The following is a 16,167-nucleotide window of genomic DNA, read 5'->3' as shown; positions in this document are numbered from 1 at the left end:
TCACTTGGCAGTTTGTTGATAATTTATAAGCACCCAAACTAGTCGGCGTCGTCAATAACTGACCACGCCTCTCACAGAAATCAAACGTACACATCGCATGTGTACACTCCCATATCGTCTTTTAGAGATGTCTTTGATCAAAAACATAACTACCCAAGTGCTGATAAGAGTTTATTACGTTTAAAACAAACATCCATAAATAGCTTTCTATACCAACCAATGGCTTCAATTCTCTTCTCGTCCATAACTTTTTTCTTCTTGAAGATTACTGACCCGGAAGCCTACGAAACTTGAAGACCCTACCCCCAATAGATGGTTTAAAAATTCCATTGTTTCAGAAGCGTTACTTTCCTTTTGCTCTTGCGAACTAACATTTTGTTGCAACTGATCTTTACTTACTTCATCTGCAATTAAAATCCTCTTACCGTCAGCTAACACCAAATACGTTTTTGTGCGTTCGTTAACTGTTACAACTTCTACCTTTCCATCCCTTTTCTCTTTTTCATTATTTCCATCTTTCGAATACAATGTCTCTTCTTTATTTTTTATTCCATTATCCCAAAACATTAATGACCTATTTACAGCATTTATGTTCATGTCACACCTCCATGTTTTTGTAGAAATTGGCACAACGCTACCTATTAAACTGTTAATAGAAGAATTAAAAATTACACACCAATATTATATCAATTTTTCATATAAAGAGAACTCCTTTTCCCCTTCTTTTTCTTTTCCTACAAAGTTGAAGCCGTATTGTTGATAGAACCGATTTAACCCCGGATTCTCCGCAACGCAATCCAATCTAAGCACAGTCTCTTTATCTAAATGGGACACTATCCAATCTATAACTTGTTTTCCGATTTGTTTTCCGCGATAATCTTGATGAACAGCCAACCGATGTAAATAACAGGCGTTATCCTTTCTTTCTCCCCATACCTTTATATCAAATTCGGTTTGAGTAAAACCAAGGTAAAATGTAGCAACAATTTTATGATTCATTTCTGCTACATACATTGTCCCTTCCTCTATATTTGCTTTTATTTCTTCATCTTGATCGTCTGCTAACAGGAATTCCCACTGATTAATTCCTTGTCTTTCAATCCAACGTGCAGCTTCCATTAAGATTTGTTTTATATCGTCTATATCTGTTGTATTCGCCTTTCTTACTGATAATCCCAATAGACGTGCTCCTTCCTAAATAAAAAATAATTTTTCATAATAATAGCATACATTTAATTTATTGAAAATCTATATAAGTTTCATATGAAATACAATGTAGGCCTCTTAACCAATAGAACGGTATAAGAAATTGGTAGGTCCAACTGAAACGTTATTCCAAAAGTGCACCATCATTTTTAAAAATTGTCTAATCCTACTCGTTACTCTTAGAGAAAATGTTTTGCAAATAAAAAATACTAGTTCGGGTTCGAGCGTAATGATGTTTATAAGCTCATTAAATTCGGCACGTAGCAACGTACATCATTGTGAACTTCAGCGACTTCATTGTGAACTTCGAGTAACTATCTTGTGAACTTCAACGACTTTTCATGAAACTCAAGCGAAAGAATGATGAACTTAAGCAAATTTACAATTATTGGCATTTTAAAAGACCAAATCAAGAAGCGATTTGGTCTTTTTTTATGGTCTAGGAAATTATAAAATTTAGCAGCTGTGGATAAACTCACTAAGTTATTTAGCCACGTCCGGCTCCAGCGCCCAGCAACTAGGCGACTTCACTCCATTGCCCTAAGCGAAGTCATCATCGGTTCGTTCTAAATAGGAAGGCGACTAAAAACGGCTTGCCTTAGGGCGTCGGCATATCCCTGTTTTAGTGCCAGGCTTCCTAAAACTTTTGTTGATTCGTTCCACTCGCTACGTTGCTAACGGGCGCCCTGACCCTTTGTTATATTTTAATCCAATGGAAGCCGCAAAATATTGTATGCTTCCCTATAATAAAACGAAAAAGAAACAAACTACTTTAAAGCAATTAGCTATTTCAAGCAACCATCAATAATATAAACAACTTACTGTAAGCAACTACGATGATGTCGTTTCTAACTTCTCCATTGCATTGCCTTTATTGCTTAAATGCTCACGATAATATAGCTTTTTAGCAACTAAAGTTTGTATAACAAGAACTGTACCACTAACTGTCCAATACAAAGGCAATGCTGCTGCTGTACTAAAGGAAATAAAGCCAATCATAATCGGGGAAATCAACCCCATGATCGCCATTTGTTTCTTTTGTTTCTCATCCATACCAATTAATGAAAAACGGGATTGCAAGAAATATACAGCTGCTGCGATAAATGGCAAAATAATATCCACTTCTCCCAAATTAAACCATAAAAAGGAGTGTGTCGCTATTTCTTGCGAGTTTCGAATAGCATGATAAAACGCAATGACGACAGGGAATTGGAGCATTATTGGCAAACATCCCATCGAACTAATTGGGTTAAATTCGTGCTTTTGGTACAACTGCATCATTTCTTTTTGCATAGCTGCTTTTGCGCTAGCATCCTTTTTATTTTTATATTTTTGTGAAAGAGCGTCCATTTCTGGTTTCATTTCTTTCATCTTTGTTTTCATTTTTGCCCCTTTTTTCATTTGACTAAATGCAAGTGGCATGAGCAACAAGCGAATGAGTATGGTTATTAACACAATGGATAAGCCATAATCATTCCCAAACAAACTAGCAACATATTTTATCATTTGCGGAAATGGATTTTGAAAACCCATCATCCCACCGTCTGCCTGACACCCCGTCAGCAAAAATAGCAAACCTAAACTAATAACTCCGTATTTCTTGAAAAATGTGAATATAAAATGATTGTGCATTTTTTTCCTCCTCGTTGTAATACATTTTGGCTTTTTAACGAGAAGAAAGAGTGATCTGCATCATCATCTGGAGAAGTAATTCGGTTCGCTTTTTTTACAACCCATTGGAAAATTTCATCACACATGCCAAATAACTCTTGGATTGGTAATAAACGATAGCGTTCATTATGGTATTCTCTTATTTGTAGATAGCGAGATTCCATTATATGTCTAGGCTGAATAGCTGTAAACGAATAGGCTGATGACAACGTAAAAAGGATGCTTAAATAAAAATAAACGGGAGAAGCATCATTCATCAGTTCATTTAGCAAATCAATCATTTTATATTCACCTCCTTATCTGCCTTTAACTTCTCCTATTATAACATAAGATGCAAGCACCTTTGATTATTAGAAAAATTTGGCTTGTCGCCAAGTCTAAACCAAAAATTTTATCCTCTCCTATAGTGGGAGAACATTACATGTCGCTTTAGATGAATAATTAAAGTATGAATTCAACATGTGGATTTTGAGAGAAACCAATAAATCGAAACTTTCTAACTCACATTTTCTGACGCCGGGAGTCCATTATTCCTCTTTAAACTTATTACTAGTACAAAAAGCAAAGCAACGAGCCCAGCCATATCTGTCCACAATCCTGGATATATTAATAATAAAGCTCCTATCGTAGCAATAATTCGAATATACCAAGCAAGCGGGCGCTTAAAATAACCTTCTACAGCTACAGATAGTAAGAATACCCCTGTTAATGAGGTCGCCATTATAACGAATATATTCCCAATAGTTGCATCCATCATTAACATTTGATTAGAAAAAACAAACATAAACGGTACAATAAAACCTGCTATGGCTAGTTTCATTGCTTGAAACCCTGTTCTCATCGGCTCTCCACCACTTATTCCTGCACCTGCAAATGCAGCCAATGCCACTGGAGGGGTAATATTTGCAAATATTCCAAAATAAAAAACAAACATGTGGGCAACAAAAACGGCTGATTCACCTGCACCAGTCAATTCACGGAAATATGGTAATTGTAACAGAATAGGAGCGGCCATGGTACTCGTAATAATATACGTTGGTATACTTGGAAGACCCATTCCCAATATAATAGAAGCTATCATAGTTAAAAATAATGTAATAAGCAGTTGAAAAAGTGGACTTTGGATCAAATCCCCAATACTAACAATAGAACTTGCAATTTCCAAGGCCACACCTGTTAAAGAGCTTATACCTACAATTATGCCAACAGCTCCACATGCTACGGCTACTGGAATTGTTGTTCTAACACCATTTTCTAATGCATCTACAAAATCCCTCACATGAATTTCTTCCGCTTTTACTTGTGCCTGCTTACGTATCAAATTGATCACCAATGGAATGATAATAATGCTTCCCAACTCGAACCAATTGTCACGTAATTCTGGTATACTCGCACCTACCAAAACTGCAACAATTTGCGGTTCAAACAAGAGAAAAAGTGAAACAGCACCGCTAATAAATAACATTCTCCCAGTCCCGGTAATGAGAACTGTAGCTATAATTGACCAAAAAGCTGCATAAAAAGGTGTCTTCCCACTAAATAATAAATACAAAAGAATGATCATTGGAATCAAAAGATGTCCGCGCTTCATTAAAACTGTCTTCACAGTGGGTAACTCATTTTTGTCTAACCCTTTTAGCTTAAGTTTTGAAGCTCTAATATGAACTTGTAATAAAACTCCAAAATAAAATAGCAATGCTGGAATAATTCCCGCTAGAATGACAGTAGTGTACGGAATCCCTAGATTTTCTGCCATAATAAAGGCGGCCGCCCCCATAATTGGCGGCAAAATTTGTCCACCTACACTAGAAGCAGACTCTACAGCTCCAGCAAAATTTTTATGATAGCCAACTTTTTTCATAAGTGGGATGGTAAAGGCGCCTGTTGTTACAACATTTGCAATAGCTGATCCGTTAATCGAGCCTAGAAAACCACTAGCTAAAACAGCAACTTTAGCTGGTCCACCTTTGGTATGACCCGCTACAGCCATGGCTATATCGTTAAATAATTGCCCCATACCTGATTTGCTTAAAAATGCGCCAAACAGAATAAATAATATAATATAGCTAGCTGATACACCTATCGCAGTACCTAACACTCCTTCTGTAATGTAAACAAGATGGAATATAATCCCACTTGAAGCATTTATAATAATGTCCCACGTCAATTGAGGGTAGATAGAGAGTTTGACATAGAATCCATAAACAAGAAAACCGAAAGCTAATAATGTTAGCCCCCATCCGGTTACTCTCCTCGTTATTTCAAATAATACGATAATAACGACCATTCCTACATACACGTCTATATGATTAATTTGCCCGCCTGACTCAATAATCGTAGTTGCTGACACCAACATATAGATTCCTAAAACGAGCGATGCACCTGCTAACATATAATCATATATTGGTATTTTGTTTCTTTTTTTCTTCTTTGTTATAGGATACAATAAAAATGCTAGCATCATTAGTGTGTATAGATGAATACTACGTTGTTTTATATCAACAAGCGCACCTGCATAGGATGTGTAAAGATGAAAAATCCCTAAGGCTACAGCTATTCCAACAAATAGTATCCGAACACCTCTAGGTAAATGCGTACGTACGTTACTTTCTCTCTCGTAATCCCGTAGCTTATCTCCACCGCTCATTTTTTCACCTCACCATTCTTTATTGGGGACAGACTACTAAATATTAGAAGAACTTGGCTTGTCGCTAAATCTATCGCGAAAAACGCCGTCAATTATCTTATAATATAAACACCAAAAATACTTTCCTATAGTGCAAAAAAAGGAACACGTTCCGTTTTAATAACATAAGGAGCATCACTTGCTGCCATTGGATAATACTTCCCTTTAAAGATAAACTTATAATGGTTTATTTCTGTAGTGCGAACCACTAGCTCACTCCCAATTTCTCGATGTAAATCTACAACTAACCAGCCGTTTTTCTGTTTGATTACTTGTTCTGTTATTGCAGGCACCCCTGCTCCAAACGTTTTAAACTTTGTGGATTGTAAAAAAATTTGACAATTATTCACTCGAAATTTTTCTATCCATTTTTCTTTTTCAACGGAGTGCACCCATTCCAACGCAAACGTACCCTCACTTTCAGGAAATGCATAAATAATAGCATCATTTTGTAAAACAACAATGGCTCGCGTTGGAAAAAAGAGCATCCCAATAAAACTGACAACCAAGAAACATAAAATAAGCAAAACACGGCGGACATAACGTATCCTCACATTAGTCTACCAATCCCTGCTCTTGATAAAACTTTTTCGCTCCGGGGTGCAATGGTACTACTAAATCCGTTGCTATTTGATCTCTCTCTAAATATTTCAAAGCATGAATAGAGATCTCTTCACTCCCTAAATAATCATAATAGCGTTTTGTTAAATCATATACAATATCTTCATTTAAGTCAGGAGATACTGCGATTAAGTTCTGAATACCAACCGTTGTCACTTCCTCCGCTAGATTGTACATCGTCTCATCATTCGCTGGGATCGTAAACGATTTATAAAACGGATACTTTTCCATCAAAGTATTTGCTATATCTGCTTTTATTTCTACAAACACCACATCATTTTGTTGCATTAAATCTGTAATATTACTATTCGGGATACCAGAAGTGAAAAACGCTGCATCTAAATTTCCATTTTTCATTTCCTGTACACTATCAGCGTAACCTGTATGTGTAACTTTAGAAAGATTATCATAGGATAACCCCAGTACTTCTAGTACCTTCTGTGCGCTTTGTTCCACACCAGATCCTACTTTACCAACACCAACACGTTTCCCTTCCAAATCTTCCACATTCTCAATCCCGCTATCAGTAGTAGCAACAATTTGAACAACATTTTGATACATACCCGCCAGTGCTTGCACATCTACAGAGTTTCCATCAAATTGACCTGTTCCCTCTATTGCATCAAACCCAACATCGCTCATGATAATGCTCATTTGATTCAATCCATTCTGCATATTTTGAACGTTAGCAACAGAGGCACCTGTAGATTCAACAGTTACATTATTTACAAATTCACTTTCTTCAAAAACTGGCTTCAAAGCACCTCCTATCGGATAATAGGTTCCGGATGTGCCACCTGTTCCAAAAACAATTGCTTGTGCCTCTCCATTGCTAGCCGCTGAATGATTATTTGCTTTATCACCTCCACTACAAGCTGCTAAATAAAACAGCCCTATAATGACCATAATAAGGAATATATATTTCTGCATAACTCCTCTCCCCCTCCATTGTTATGGTTCAAATGATAACGCTTCCAAGTAAAATGATAAATATTTTGAACATAATGTACGTTTTGGACATTTTGTTCAAAATATTTACTCCTAATTACACTGAACAAAGGCGCAAGAACCCGTTTAGAAACGTAGCGACTGGAACAAATCAACTAAAGTTTTAGGAAGCCTGGCACTAAAACAGGGATATGCCGACGCCCTAAGGCAAGCCGTTTTTAGTCGGCCTTCCTATTTAGCACGAACCGCTGGTGACTGATCGTAGGGCGATTTTGTGAAGTCGCCTAGTTGCTGGGTGCTGGAGCCGGACGTCGCTATTCCGCTAAATCGGTACCCAACAATAAATTTTATACTTTCTTATTCTTTTAAAAAAAGAGGGTGAAACCTATAATTATATGATGGATTAAGAGCTGTTTTTATTCACTTTACGCATGAGCTGATAACGATTTACAGGTCTGCCTACAGTTCCATACTGTAAGACAATTTCAACTGCACCCCCTTTTTCTAAATAATCTAAATACCTTCTTGCGGTAACTCGGGAAATTCCTATACAGGAAGCTGCTTCATCAGCTGAAATAGAACTATTTTTGCGTTCTAATAAGTTGGTAATTTGCTGTAATGTTTGCTTATTCAATCCTTTTGGAAGCGCATTCGCTTTATGGTTTGCTTCTGACCGCTTATTGATCCACAAGTCAATCATTTCTTGGTCAACTCTATCGTTGCCATAGAAATGAAAATGATAATCTCGATACTTGTTTAATGCCTCTACTAAACGACTATACTTAAATGGCTTTATAAGATAATCAAACGCCCCATGCTGCATCATATTGCGAACCATTTCCCTATCTTCTGCAGCAGAGATGACAATTACTTCCACATTTATATTGTGATGTCGAAGCGCCTTTATCGTTTGAATTCCATCTTGTTCAGGCATATAAATATCGAGTAATATAGATTGGGCTGATAGATTTGACAATGCTCGACACCTGTTTTTCCATCTCTTGCAGTAGCGACAACGATGAAATCGTTTACTTTTTCTACCATCTTTTTGTTTACTTCCTGCACCATGGGATCATCTTCAATGATAACAACTTTTACCTCTGTATTTTTACACATTCGTATCCCCCTCTCTTCGGACTTGATCCCGAATTCGGCCCCTTGTGATAAAATTGTAAAATGAAGCTTTCCTATAGCGAAAAAAACTTATGATAATGATGCCCGTTCAGCTATCATCCTACCAATCTCTAGCGAAGCTGTTGCAGCGGGCGAAGGTGCATTGCAAACGTGGAGCACATTTTTTCCGGGTATAATAAAAAAGTCATCAAGTAGTGTTCCATCTCGAAGCATAGCTTGTGCGCGTACACCAGATGGAGCTTTTATCACATCTTCTGTTTGGATTTCTGGAATAAAACGCTGCAAACTTTTTACAAATAATGCTTTATACAAAGAACGCGACATTTCCATTGCGCCCACCTTTATATTTGCCTTTGCTAATCGCCAAAATCCTGGAAATAACAAAGTAGCTAGTGCTTCTTTCCTATCTATGTCCCACTTATTGTATCCTTCTTTTTTAAGACTCCATACTGCATTAGGACCTGCATGCACTTCACCATGAATTCCTCTCGTCAAATGTACGCCTAAAAATGGATACTTTGGGTCTGGTACTGGATAGACCAAATTTTTTACTACATAATGTTTCGTTGCTTTTAATGTAAAATACTCCCCACGAAAAGGGATAATCTTTACATCCGCTAAAATACCCGACTGTTTAACCAATTGGTCGCTATGCAATCCCGCACAATTGATAACCTTTCTAGCGATCAAAGATTGATGATTCGTATCTATCGTTACTTCAAATCCTTTCTCATTCATTTGATGTGCTTGTGTATTTAAAAACAACTCAACTCCTTGGTTTGCGAGTAACTCTACTAATTTATAAGCCACCTGTTGATAATCCACAATACCTGTTGTCGGTATATACAATCCTCCTTCTGCTTGAACATATGGCTCATGATCAATAACTTCCTCTCTTTGTAATTTTGTTATTTGTAAACCATTTTTACAACCTCGGTGATACAGTTGATCCATAAACGGTAGTTCTCGCTTTCTTGTAGCTACAATGATTTTGCCACAAACTTCATGCTCCACCTCATATTTTTGACAAAATGCAATCATAGAATTTCTACCCCTCACCGCTAATTGGGCCTTTAAGCTACCAGGTTTATAATAAATACCACTATGAATGACCCCACTGTTTCTCCCTGTTTGATGAGCTGCCCATGCTTCTTCTTTCTCCAATACGGCAATGGATGAATGCGGATGCTTTGTTTTCAGCTGCCATGCAGTTGCTAAACCTACAATACCTCCACCAATAATAATGTAATCATACATGCACGAATTCCCCTTTCCTTCCTTCAGTTAGGTCTCTCCAATCTGTATATTCAACATATTATCTTAATTAAATAATTATTTCGAATTAAACGAGTTTTTAAACTGAACTTAACAACTTGAAATAAAGCTAAAGCACAAACAACTGTGCAATTTCACAATCAACATATATTTTTCGAATCTCCATATACTATTTAGTATGAAATGGACCGAATAACCTTTTCGAAAACAAATTTAAACAAAAGCATATATACTGCTATTTTCGATAGGGAAATGGTATTTACTGTGCAATTTAGTTATAAGCTTCAAACGAATTGGTTGTGAACTTTGACGTTCTATACTATAATTCACTATAACAAACTATAAAACCGCATAACTATTTGCACTAGGGGAGCTATTTTAGATGGCTGAGAGGATAATTTCTGACCCTTATTACCCGATCTGGATAATACTAGCGTGGGGAAGTGCAGTCAAAACCAGAGAGTACAACATACATAGTCTATTTGGTAAAGACTGCCTTCTTCACGAAAGCAGTCTTTTTTGTGGTCTAGGAAATTATCACTAGCGTTGCATAAATTTTTTATAAAGTAGTCAAGAAAAAACACCTTGTGTCAATACTAAGAATAATAGGAATTATCAATACAAAAACGCATAAAAAAACCTTATAATAAGGGAATGGTAGTCCTGTCCAAATCCCAAATTATAAGGAGTCTTTCATGGACAATCATACCATAAAAATGGTATTCAAGGAATACATTCATCCATTAGATACAAAAGTTATTCAAAAAATGATTGATATAGAAGGGGTAGACAAGTATGTGAAAAAGCTAGATACCATTGCCTATATTCGCTTATTTATTTACGCACAACTTAAAAAATCAGAAAATCTTGCAGTAATCAGTCAGTCTGTTTCACGCAAAAAAACGGTGCAGCGATTAGTAGGTATAGACAGTATCAGTAAGTCACAACTCTCGCGTAAGAATAGACAAATCCCACATGAAATACCAGAAGCTATTCTTCGTCATCTCATTCAAAAGGTACAGTATACACTAGGACCTGTGAAAGCAGGAAAGGCATTGCTTCAGCTGCATTTGATTGATTCATCGACTATTTCCATGTGTCTTAGTGGCTATGAATGGGCTGATTTTCGAGAAACAAAAGCCGGGATTAAAATGCACACTTCAATTAGGTTGTGCAATGATACGCTCTCGCTAGATAAGATGATTCTAACGCCAGCCCGACCAGCGGATGAGACACAGCTGGATGAATTAATTGTTTATCAGTTAGATGTGCTTCATGTATTCGATCGCGGGTACTTCAACTTTGCGAAGTTCGATGCCTATTCGGAAAAAGGAATAAAATTTGCAACGCGTATCAAAGCCAATACAGTGGTACACGTCGTGGAAGAGTTACTCGTGGATCCATCTTCTCCCATCACACGCCATGCCATGGTGACAATCGGAAACATGAAACATCCATTACAATTGATAGAGACAACAGATAGTAATGGCAAGCCTATTCGGATTGTGTGTAACGACGCCAAGCGCAGTGCGCAAGAAATCAGCGATATCTACCGAAACCGCTGGAAAATAGAGTTGTTTTTCAAATGGATCAAGCAACACTTGGTCATTACAACATTATATGGTAAGAGTGAAAATGCCGTTTATAATCAAGTCTATCTTGCAATGATTACCTTTTGCCTGATCATCCTAATGAAAAATAAAATAGGTTTCAAAGGAACCTTGCTGGAAATGTTGCGTTGGATAAAGGATGGTTACGATCAATCCATGGCAACCTTTATTTTGAAAGTGCGTAAAGAACCAGAGCGAGAGTCCAGTGGACGACGAAGGTGGGACAATGAGCGAATTTTTGCAGAGACCCTAGCACAATATGAGACAGGAGACGTGTTACACTTAGATGATTTAACATACGATCCATTCGTTTAAAAGTATATACTATTCAAAAAATGGATGAAGGGCTACCTCTCATGCCTGTTGTCTTTTTTTCATTGTGTACAAATAACATATATCAGAAAATTCTGTTACCTATGTCTCAAATGGAAAATTAACGCTTGACTTGAAGCATTACTTTTTATGCAACGCTAGTGGGAAATTATAAAATTTTGCAGCTGTGGATAAACTAACTAAGTTATTTAGCCACGTCCGGCTCCAGCGCCCAGCAACTAGGCGACTTCACGAAATCGCCTTACGATAAGTCATCATCGGTTCGTTCTAAATAGGAAGGCCGACTAAAGACGGGCTTGCCGGAGGGCGCCGACATACTCCTGTTGCAGGAGCATGATTCCTAAAACTTTCGTTGATTCGTTCCACTCGCTACGTTGCTAATCGGGCGCCCCGAGCCTTTGTTCTATGTGAAAACTTGTTTATAAAAGTTCAAAACGAGTTCCTTTGCTCTTGTAGCACAATTTCATCGCGGTACATTTATAAAACTATGATTCATAGAAGGAGGAAGAAAATTGAATAATCCATTTCATACTTGCCACAACAGTAGAATAGCTGGCTGTGATTTTGCCATTTATCCGATGACAGATCATTTTGTGGATGTTATTACAACAGCATTAAAAGAAGTAGACACATCTAAAGTTTGGGTGAAAACAACGGACATAGGCACATGTGTGAGAGGGAAAATCACCCATGTATTTGATGTCACAAAGGCTTTATTTCTTCATGCCACACAAACAGGTTACCATGTCGTATTTAGTGGTACCTATTCTATCGGTTGTCCGGGAGATTCTGATGGGGATGTATTTTTAGCTGAAGATGATCGACGATTAAACGAAGCAGAGAGCAATAAGATCAAACAAGAGGTAGCCGGAAAGTTTTCTCTCTATCCATTAGGTGGCGGCGACTATATGAATCTCATTTACGACCAAATTGAAGCCATGAAAAAGCAAAACATCCGCGTATCCTCCATTCATTACGCCACACGATTAGATGGAGATGGTAAGGATGTATTTAATGGCTTGGAACAAGTCTTTGTCAACATGGAACATAGTGGGTCTTCTCACACCGTTATGACGACGACAATATCAGCTAACAGTCCTTCTAAAAAGGATGTGAACAGCGATGACTAACTGGCGTTTAAAAGAAATTATTGTTATGGCTGTTTTATCGGTCGTATTTGGGATTGTCTATTTAGCTTTCCTCCCAGTAGGAAAGCTACTTGTATCATTTATGGGCCCCATTGGTTATGACTTTATTTTTGGGATTTGGTTTATCGTATCCATTATTGCGGCCTATATATTACGTAAACCAGGAGCGGCTTTTCTATCCGAAACAATTGCCGCTACGGTTGAAATGCTCTTAGGCAATGCGATGGGGCCAATAATTATTATTACTGGAATTATCCAAGGGCTTGGTGCAGAGACTGCTTTTGCTGCGACAAGATATAAACGCTATTCCTTATGGGTATTAATGCTTGCAGGAGTTGGGGCAGCAATTTTTAGTTTTGTTTGGGGCTATTTTCGTGGCGGATATGCTGCTTTAAGCACACCTTATGTGATTAGCATGCTCATCGTTAGAATGATCAGTGGCGCGATTATTTCCGGTGTACTTGGAAAAGCAATTAGTGACTCACTAGCTAAGACAGGTGTATTATCTAGTTTTGCCCTTGGAAAGAAAATAGATAAAGCGAGGTCCGTATCATGATTCAAGTGCGCGAACTCACACTTTGGTTTAACGAGCATGAACACCCTACTATCAACAAGCTATCCTTTGATTTGCGTTCTGGCGAAACGATGCTTCTACTCGGACCAAGCGGCAGTGGAAAAAGCACACTAACTTGTTGCTTAAACGGGATTTACCCTCGCGAACTTGATGGGGAAATAGCAGGAGATATCCATATCTTTGGGACTTCGATTCAAGATACGAAACCTGGAGAAATGAGTAAACATGTCGGTGTCGTCTTCCAAGATCCTGAAAGTCAATTTTGTATGTTGACGGTAGAAGATGAGATCGCTTTTGGATTGGAGAACATCGACACACCGAAAGATAAAATCGCCACAAAGATAGACGAAGTATTGCAGATGGTAGGCTTAACCGCTTATAAAGAAGCAAACATTCATTCTCTATCTGGAGGACAAAAGCAAAAGCTCGCGCTAGCGTGTATCCTAGCACTTGAACCCGACTTTATAATTTTAGACGAGCCAAGTGCTAATTTAGATCCACTAGCAAAACAGGCATTCATTCAAACGATGAAACATATTCAGGAAGATAAAAAAATTGGGCTCATTGTTATTGAGCATCAATTGGACGGGTGGGTCTCTTTCATAGAGAGAACCTTTATTTTATCCAAAGCAGGACATGGTATATTTGATGGTTCTTTAACAGAAGCGATTACAAAACATGCGGACCTTTTTCAATTAGAAGGCATTGCACTTCCGTCCATTACGGAACTCGCATTACAAGCGTGTCACAATAATCAAGCAGTTTTTTCAAAAATCCCTTTCACATACGAAGATTTTACAACGCATATGTCCTATTTGGATCAAACGTTTTTAGAAACGACTGCCAAAAAAAGTTGCGCATTGGAACCTATCATAGAAGTTCACAACGTAAAGCTTTCGAAAAAGAAACAAAAAATTCTACGTGACATTACTTTCTCTTGGGCAGGCCCATCCTTTATTGCGGTTACAGGGGCAAATGGAAGCGGGAAAACATCACTCACTCGTTTGTTAGCAGGGATAGAGTTCCCTTCAGCAGGAAATATATATGTAAACAATCGGTCCATTGATCAATGGAAGCAAAAAGAATTACAGCAACAAATTGGCTACGTATTTCAAAATCCCGAACACCAATTTATCACAGACCGTGTTTTTGATGAAATTGCATATACGTTACGTTTAAGAGCATATCCTGAAGCAACAGTTCAAGAAAAAGTGCATCAAACATTAGCAAGTTGTCAGCTACAAGGGATGGAAAATAGACATCCCTATACACTAAGCCAAGGGCAAAAACGTCGTCTAAGTGTTGCTACCATGATCGTAGATGAGCAAAACATTTTATTTTTAGATGAGCCAACATTTGGACAAGATGCTGCATCTACACGTGAACTGATGCATTTATTAGCAGCCCGCTATAAAAATGGGACGACCATTATCATGGTTACGCATGATATGGACCTTGTCGACAAATATGCCAATCGGGTTGTCGTATTAAAAAACGGGGAAATCGTAGCAGATGAAACGCCTACGCAACTGTGGGAGCGGCCACAGTTAAGTAAATGGAATTTAGATTACCCTACACGAATCAAATTAAAACGGCATATGGAGGGTTCTCATGTCTGCATTACTAAATAATTTAAACCCTAGTATAAAAGCAATTGCCGTGGTAATCGTTGTTTGTCTTTTAACCTTTGTATTTGATCCATTCACGCCACTTATTTATGGTATCGTAGTTATTCTGTTCACCTTTTTGTTTGGAAAAGTGAATTGGAAGCTATATATCGGTTATTATCTTATCATTTGCCTTTTATCCATTGGGATGCTTTGGACATCGATCGCCTTTGCAGATGAGCCAACGAACCCTGAGGTGACGACACAGTTTCTCTTTTGGGAATTGCCAAAAGAAAATGTCACCGTCGCCTTATCTTTAACTTTACGTATGCTAACATTTGCCGCCTTATCATTTATGTTCATTTTCACTACAAATATGGTTCATTTTATTCTTAGCTTAATGCAACAATGTAAATTACCACCTAAACTTGCTTACGGCATACTAGCAGGATACCGATTCCTTCCTTTAATGCGCGAAGAATTGCAGCAAATACGCGCAGCTCATCAAGTACGGGGTGTCCATCGAGCATCGGGGATAAAGGAGTCCATACAGCAATACAAACGGTACGCAATACCATTACTTGCCGGAGCCATTCGCAAAGCAGAACGAACCGCTGTAGCAATGGAATCAAAAGGCTTCAGCGGGGAAAAGGAGCGTATTTTTTACCGCCAGTTCCGCGTTACTTTTATCGATTGGCTATTTTTAAGTAGTATGATCATACTACTCATCATCATTGTAATAGTTTCAATTAAATTAGGGTATTTCAGCTGGTACAAAGGACAATTTTGATTATGTGCAAGTTACTCTTGTGGAGAATTTCAACTTTTCAAAGGTCATTGCTTCTTCTTTCGTTTACACTAATCAAAAGCATAATACGTTAGGTAGGCTTGGCCAAGTCTCTTATGGTGAAGAATAAATAATCCACCTGCAAGTGCTTTTAATCGTAATGCTTTAACACAAATAGTTGAGCCATTTTTTCTAGAAGTATTACACAAAAATCGCATCGTAGCAAAGAAATTCTAAGCAAAATACAAATGATGATGTAAGCTGCAACCTTCATTAAATAACGAGCCACAATTTTTGCATTGATTCATCTGTAAATATTGCTCTATGGTAAATTCTGTTTTGCAAACGCCGCATAAGATAGCATTGTGATCAAATTGATGTTTGGGCCATACTTTTATTTCATGATTTTCCGCTTCTAGATGGCATTTATAGCAAGGATAATATTTCTGACAACACTTAAATTTGATCGCAATAACATCTTTGTTTGAATGATAATGCACACATCGCGTTTCTTCATCTACAACTTGTCCAAAAACAGGTAACATACGATCTTCCCCTCCCACCAAA

16 protein-coding genes and 1 riboswitch are annotated in these 16,167 nt (G+C 37.7%); of the genes, 5 read left to right on the top strand and 11 right to left on the bottom strand.

Annotated features, from left to right (window positions below):
- Positions 1-225 precede the first annotated feature (225 nt).
- From B2C77_RS03540 to lhgO, 10 genes are all read right to left on the bottom strand, one after another.
- Positions 226-597 (bottom strand): hypothetical protein, encoded by a 372-nt coding sequence (locus B2C77_RS03540; protein WP_077702442.1) that lies wholly within the window; start codon positions 595-597, stop codon positions 226-228.
- 84 nt (positions 598-681) lie between these two features.
- Positions 682-1,179: a GNAT family N-acetyltransferase gene (locus B2C77_RS03535; protein ID WP_077702441.1), complete on the bottom strand. Its 498-nt coding sequence runs from the start codon at positions 1,177-1,179 to the stop codon at positions 682-684.
- An 858-nt stretch (positions 1,180-2,037) separates the two neighbouring features.
- Entirely contained in the window at positions 2,038-2,838 is an 801-nt protein-coding gene (gene yidC / locus B2C77_RS03530) for a membrane protein insertase YidC (protein WP_077702440.1), read from the bottom strand.
- The gene (locus B2C77_RS03525; RefSeq protein WP_077702439.1) at positions 2,784-3,158 is read right to left on the bottom strand and encodes a hypothetical protein; all 375 of its coding nucleotides are present in this window, start codon (positions 3,156-3,158) and stop codon (positions 2,784-2,786) included. The genes yidC and B2C77_RS03525 overlap by 55 nt, the downstream gene beginning before the upstream one ends.
- A gap of 215 nt (positions 3,159-3,373) precedes the next feature.
- The gene (locus B2C77_RS03520; protein ID WP_077702438.1) at positions 3,374-5,524 is read right to left on the bottom strand and encodes a TRAP transporter permease; all 2,151 of its coding nucleotides are present in this window, start codon (positions 5,522-5,524) and stop codon (positions 3,374-3,376) included.
- Positions 5,525-5,649: 125 nt separating this feature from the next.
- A complete protein-coding gene (locus B2C77_RS03515) occupies positions 5,650-6,117 on the bottom strand; it encodes a DUF1850 domain-containing protein (protein ID WP_077702437.1) in 468 nt (155 codons plus the stop codon).
- Position 6,118: 1 nt separating this feature from the next.
- On the bottom strand, positions 6,119-7,114 hold the full coding sequence (locus B2C77_RS03510) for a TAXI family TRAP transporter solute-binding subunit (RefSeq protein WP_077702436.1): 996 nt from the start codon (positions 7,112-7,114) through the stop codon (positions 6,119-6,121).
- 421 nt (positions 7,115-7,535) lie between these two features.
- Positions 7,536-8,066, bottom strand: a complete 531-nt coding sequence (locus B2C77_RS03505) for a response regulator (protein WP_254843928.1) — start codon at positions 8,064-8,066, stop codon at positions 7,536-7,538.
- Positions 8,036-8,248, bottom strand: coding sequence for a response regulator (locus tag B2C77_RS21310; protein WP_141130674.1), 213 nt, complete (start codon positions 8,246-8,248; stop codon positions 8,036-8,038). The genes B2C77_RS03505 and B2C77_RS21310 overlap by 31 nt, the downstream gene beginning before the upstream one ends.
- Positions 8,249-8,335: 87 nt before the next feature.
- Positions 8,336-9,523 carry an L-2-hydroxyglutarate dehydrogenase gene (gene lhgO, locus B2C77_RS03500; RefSeq protein ID WP_077702434.1) on the bottom strand — a complete coding sequence of 396 codons (1,188 nt, stop codon included), beginning with the start codon at positions 9,521-9,523 and terminating at the stop codon, positions 8,336-8,338.
- Between the two features lie 374 nt (positions 9,524-9,897).
- Positions 9,898-10,000, top strand: a riboswitch (TPP riboswitch).
- Between the two features lie 236 nt (positions 10,001-10,236).
- Here lhgO and B2C77_RS03495 point away from each other — a divergent pair.
- The 5 genes from B2C77_RS03495 to B2C77_RS03475 all read left to right on the top strand — a co-directional run bounded on the left by B2C77_RS03495 (position 10,237) and on the right by B2C77_RS03475 (position 15,603).
- A complete protein-coding gene (locus B2C77_RS03495) occupies positions 10,237-11,466 on the top strand; it encodes an IS4 family transposase (protein ID WP_077702295.1) in 1,230 nt (409 codons plus the stop codon).
- A gap of 530 nt (positions 11,467-11,996) precedes the next feature.
- Complete coding sequence (locus tag B2C77_RS03490; RefSeq protein WP_077702433.1) at positions 11,997-12,614, top strand: YkoF family thiamine/hydroxymethylpyrimidine-binding protein; 618 nt, start codon at positions 11,997-11,999, stop codon at positions 12,612-12,614.
- Positions 12,607-13,188 carry an ECF transporter S component gene (locus B2C77_RS03485; RefSeq protein WP_077702432.1) on the top strand — a complete coding sequence of 194 codons (582 nt, stop codon included), beginning with the start codon at positions 12,607-12,609 and terminating at the stop codon, positions 13,186-13,188. Before B2C77_RS03490 ends, B2C77_RS03485 begins: the two co-directional genes overlap by 8 nt.
- Positions 13,185-14,837 (top strand): ABC transporter ATP-binding protein, encoded by a 1,653-nt coding sequence (locus B2C77_RS03480; protein ID WP_077702431.1) that lies wholly within the window; start codon positions 13,185-13,187, stop codon positions 14,835-14,837. The genes B2C77_RS03485 and B2C77_RS03480 overlap by 4 nt, the downstream gene beginning before the upstream one ends.
- Positions 14,818-15,603 (top strand): energy-coupling factor transporter transmembrane component T family protein, encoded by a 786-nt coding sequence (locus B2C77_RS03475; RefSeq protein WP_077702430.1) that lies wholly within the window; start codon positions 14,818-14,820, stop codon positions 15,601-15,603. The genes B2C77_RS03480 and B2C77_RS03475 overlap by 20 nt, the downstream gene beginning before the upstream one ends.
- A gap of 230 nt (positions 15,604-15,833) precedes the next feature.
- Here the strand turns inward: B2C77_RS03475 and B2C77_RS03470 are convergent, their stop codons facing one another.
- The gene (locus B2C77_RS03470; RefSeq protein WP_077702429.1) at positions 15,834-16,145 is read right to left on the bottom strand and encodes a CHY zinc finger protein; all 312 of its coding nucleotides are present in this window, start codon (positions 16,143-16,145) and stop codon (positions 15,834-15,836) included.
- Positions 16,146-16,167: the final 22 nt, after the last annotated feature.

Origin of the sequence: Virgibacillus dokdonensis, assembly GCF_900166595.1 — a bacterium.
Classification (GTDB): Bacteria; Bacillota; Bacilli; order Bacillales; family Amphibacillaceae; genus Virgibacillus; species Virgibacillus dokdonensis.
This window is presented reverse-complemented; position numbering and strand designations above follow the sequence as displayed.

Excerpts from the sequence above, each read along its gene's own strand:
- B2C77_RS03540 (WP_077702442.1), bottom strand. The coding sequence starts at position 597 with ATGAACATAAATGCTGTAAATAGGTCATTAATGTTTTGGGATAATGGA.
- yidC (WP_077702440.1), bottom strand. The coding sequence starts at position 2,838 with ATGCACAATCATTTTATATTCACATTTTTCAAGAAATACGGAGTTATT.
- B2C77_RS03525 (WP_077702439.1), bottom strand. The coding sequence starts at position 3,158 with ATGATTGATTTGCTAAATGAACTGATGAATGATGCTTCTCCCGTTTAT.
- B2C77_RS03520 (WP_077702438.1), bottom strand. The coding sequence starts at position 5,524 with ATGAGCGGTGGAGATAAGCTACGGGATTACGAGAGAGAAAGTAACGTA.
- B2C77_RS03510 (WP_077702436.1), bottom strand. The coding sequence starts at position 7,114 with ATGCAGAAATATATATTCCTTATTATGGTCATTATAGGGCTGTTTTAT.
- B2C77_RS03505 (WP_254843928.1), bottom strand. The coding sequence starts at position 8,066 with ATGCCTGAACAAGATGGAATTCAAACGATAAAGGCGCTTCGACATCAC.
- B2C77_RS21310 (WP_141130674.1), bottom strand. The coding sequence starts at position 8,248 with ATGTGTAAAAATACAGAGGTAAAAGTTGTTATCATTGAAGATGATCCC.
- lhgO (WP_077702434.1), bottom strand. The coding sequence starts at position 9,523 with ATGTATGATTACATTATTATTGGTGGAGGTATTGTAGGTTTAGCAACT.
- B2C77_RS03495 (WP_077702295.1), top strand. The coding sequence starts at position 10,237 with ATGGACAATCATACCATAAAAATGGTATTCAAGGAATACATTCATCCA.
- B2C77_RS03485 (WP_077702432.1), top strand. The coding sequence starts at position 12,607 with ATGACTAACTGGCGTTTAAAAGAAATTATTGTTATGGCTGTTTTATCG.
- B2C77_RS03480 (WP_077702431.1), top strand. The coding sequence starts at position 13,185 with ATGATTCAAGTGCGCGAACTCACACTTTGGTTTAACGAGCATGAACAC.
- B2C77_RS03475 (WP_077702430.1), top strand. The coding sequence starts at position 14,818 with ATGTCTGCATTACTAAATAATTTAAACCCTAGTATAAAAGCAATTGCC.
- B2C77_RS03470 (WP_077702429.1), bottom strand. The coding sequence starts at position 16,145 with ATGTTACCTGTTTTTGGACAAGTTGTAGATGAAGAAACGCGATGTGTG.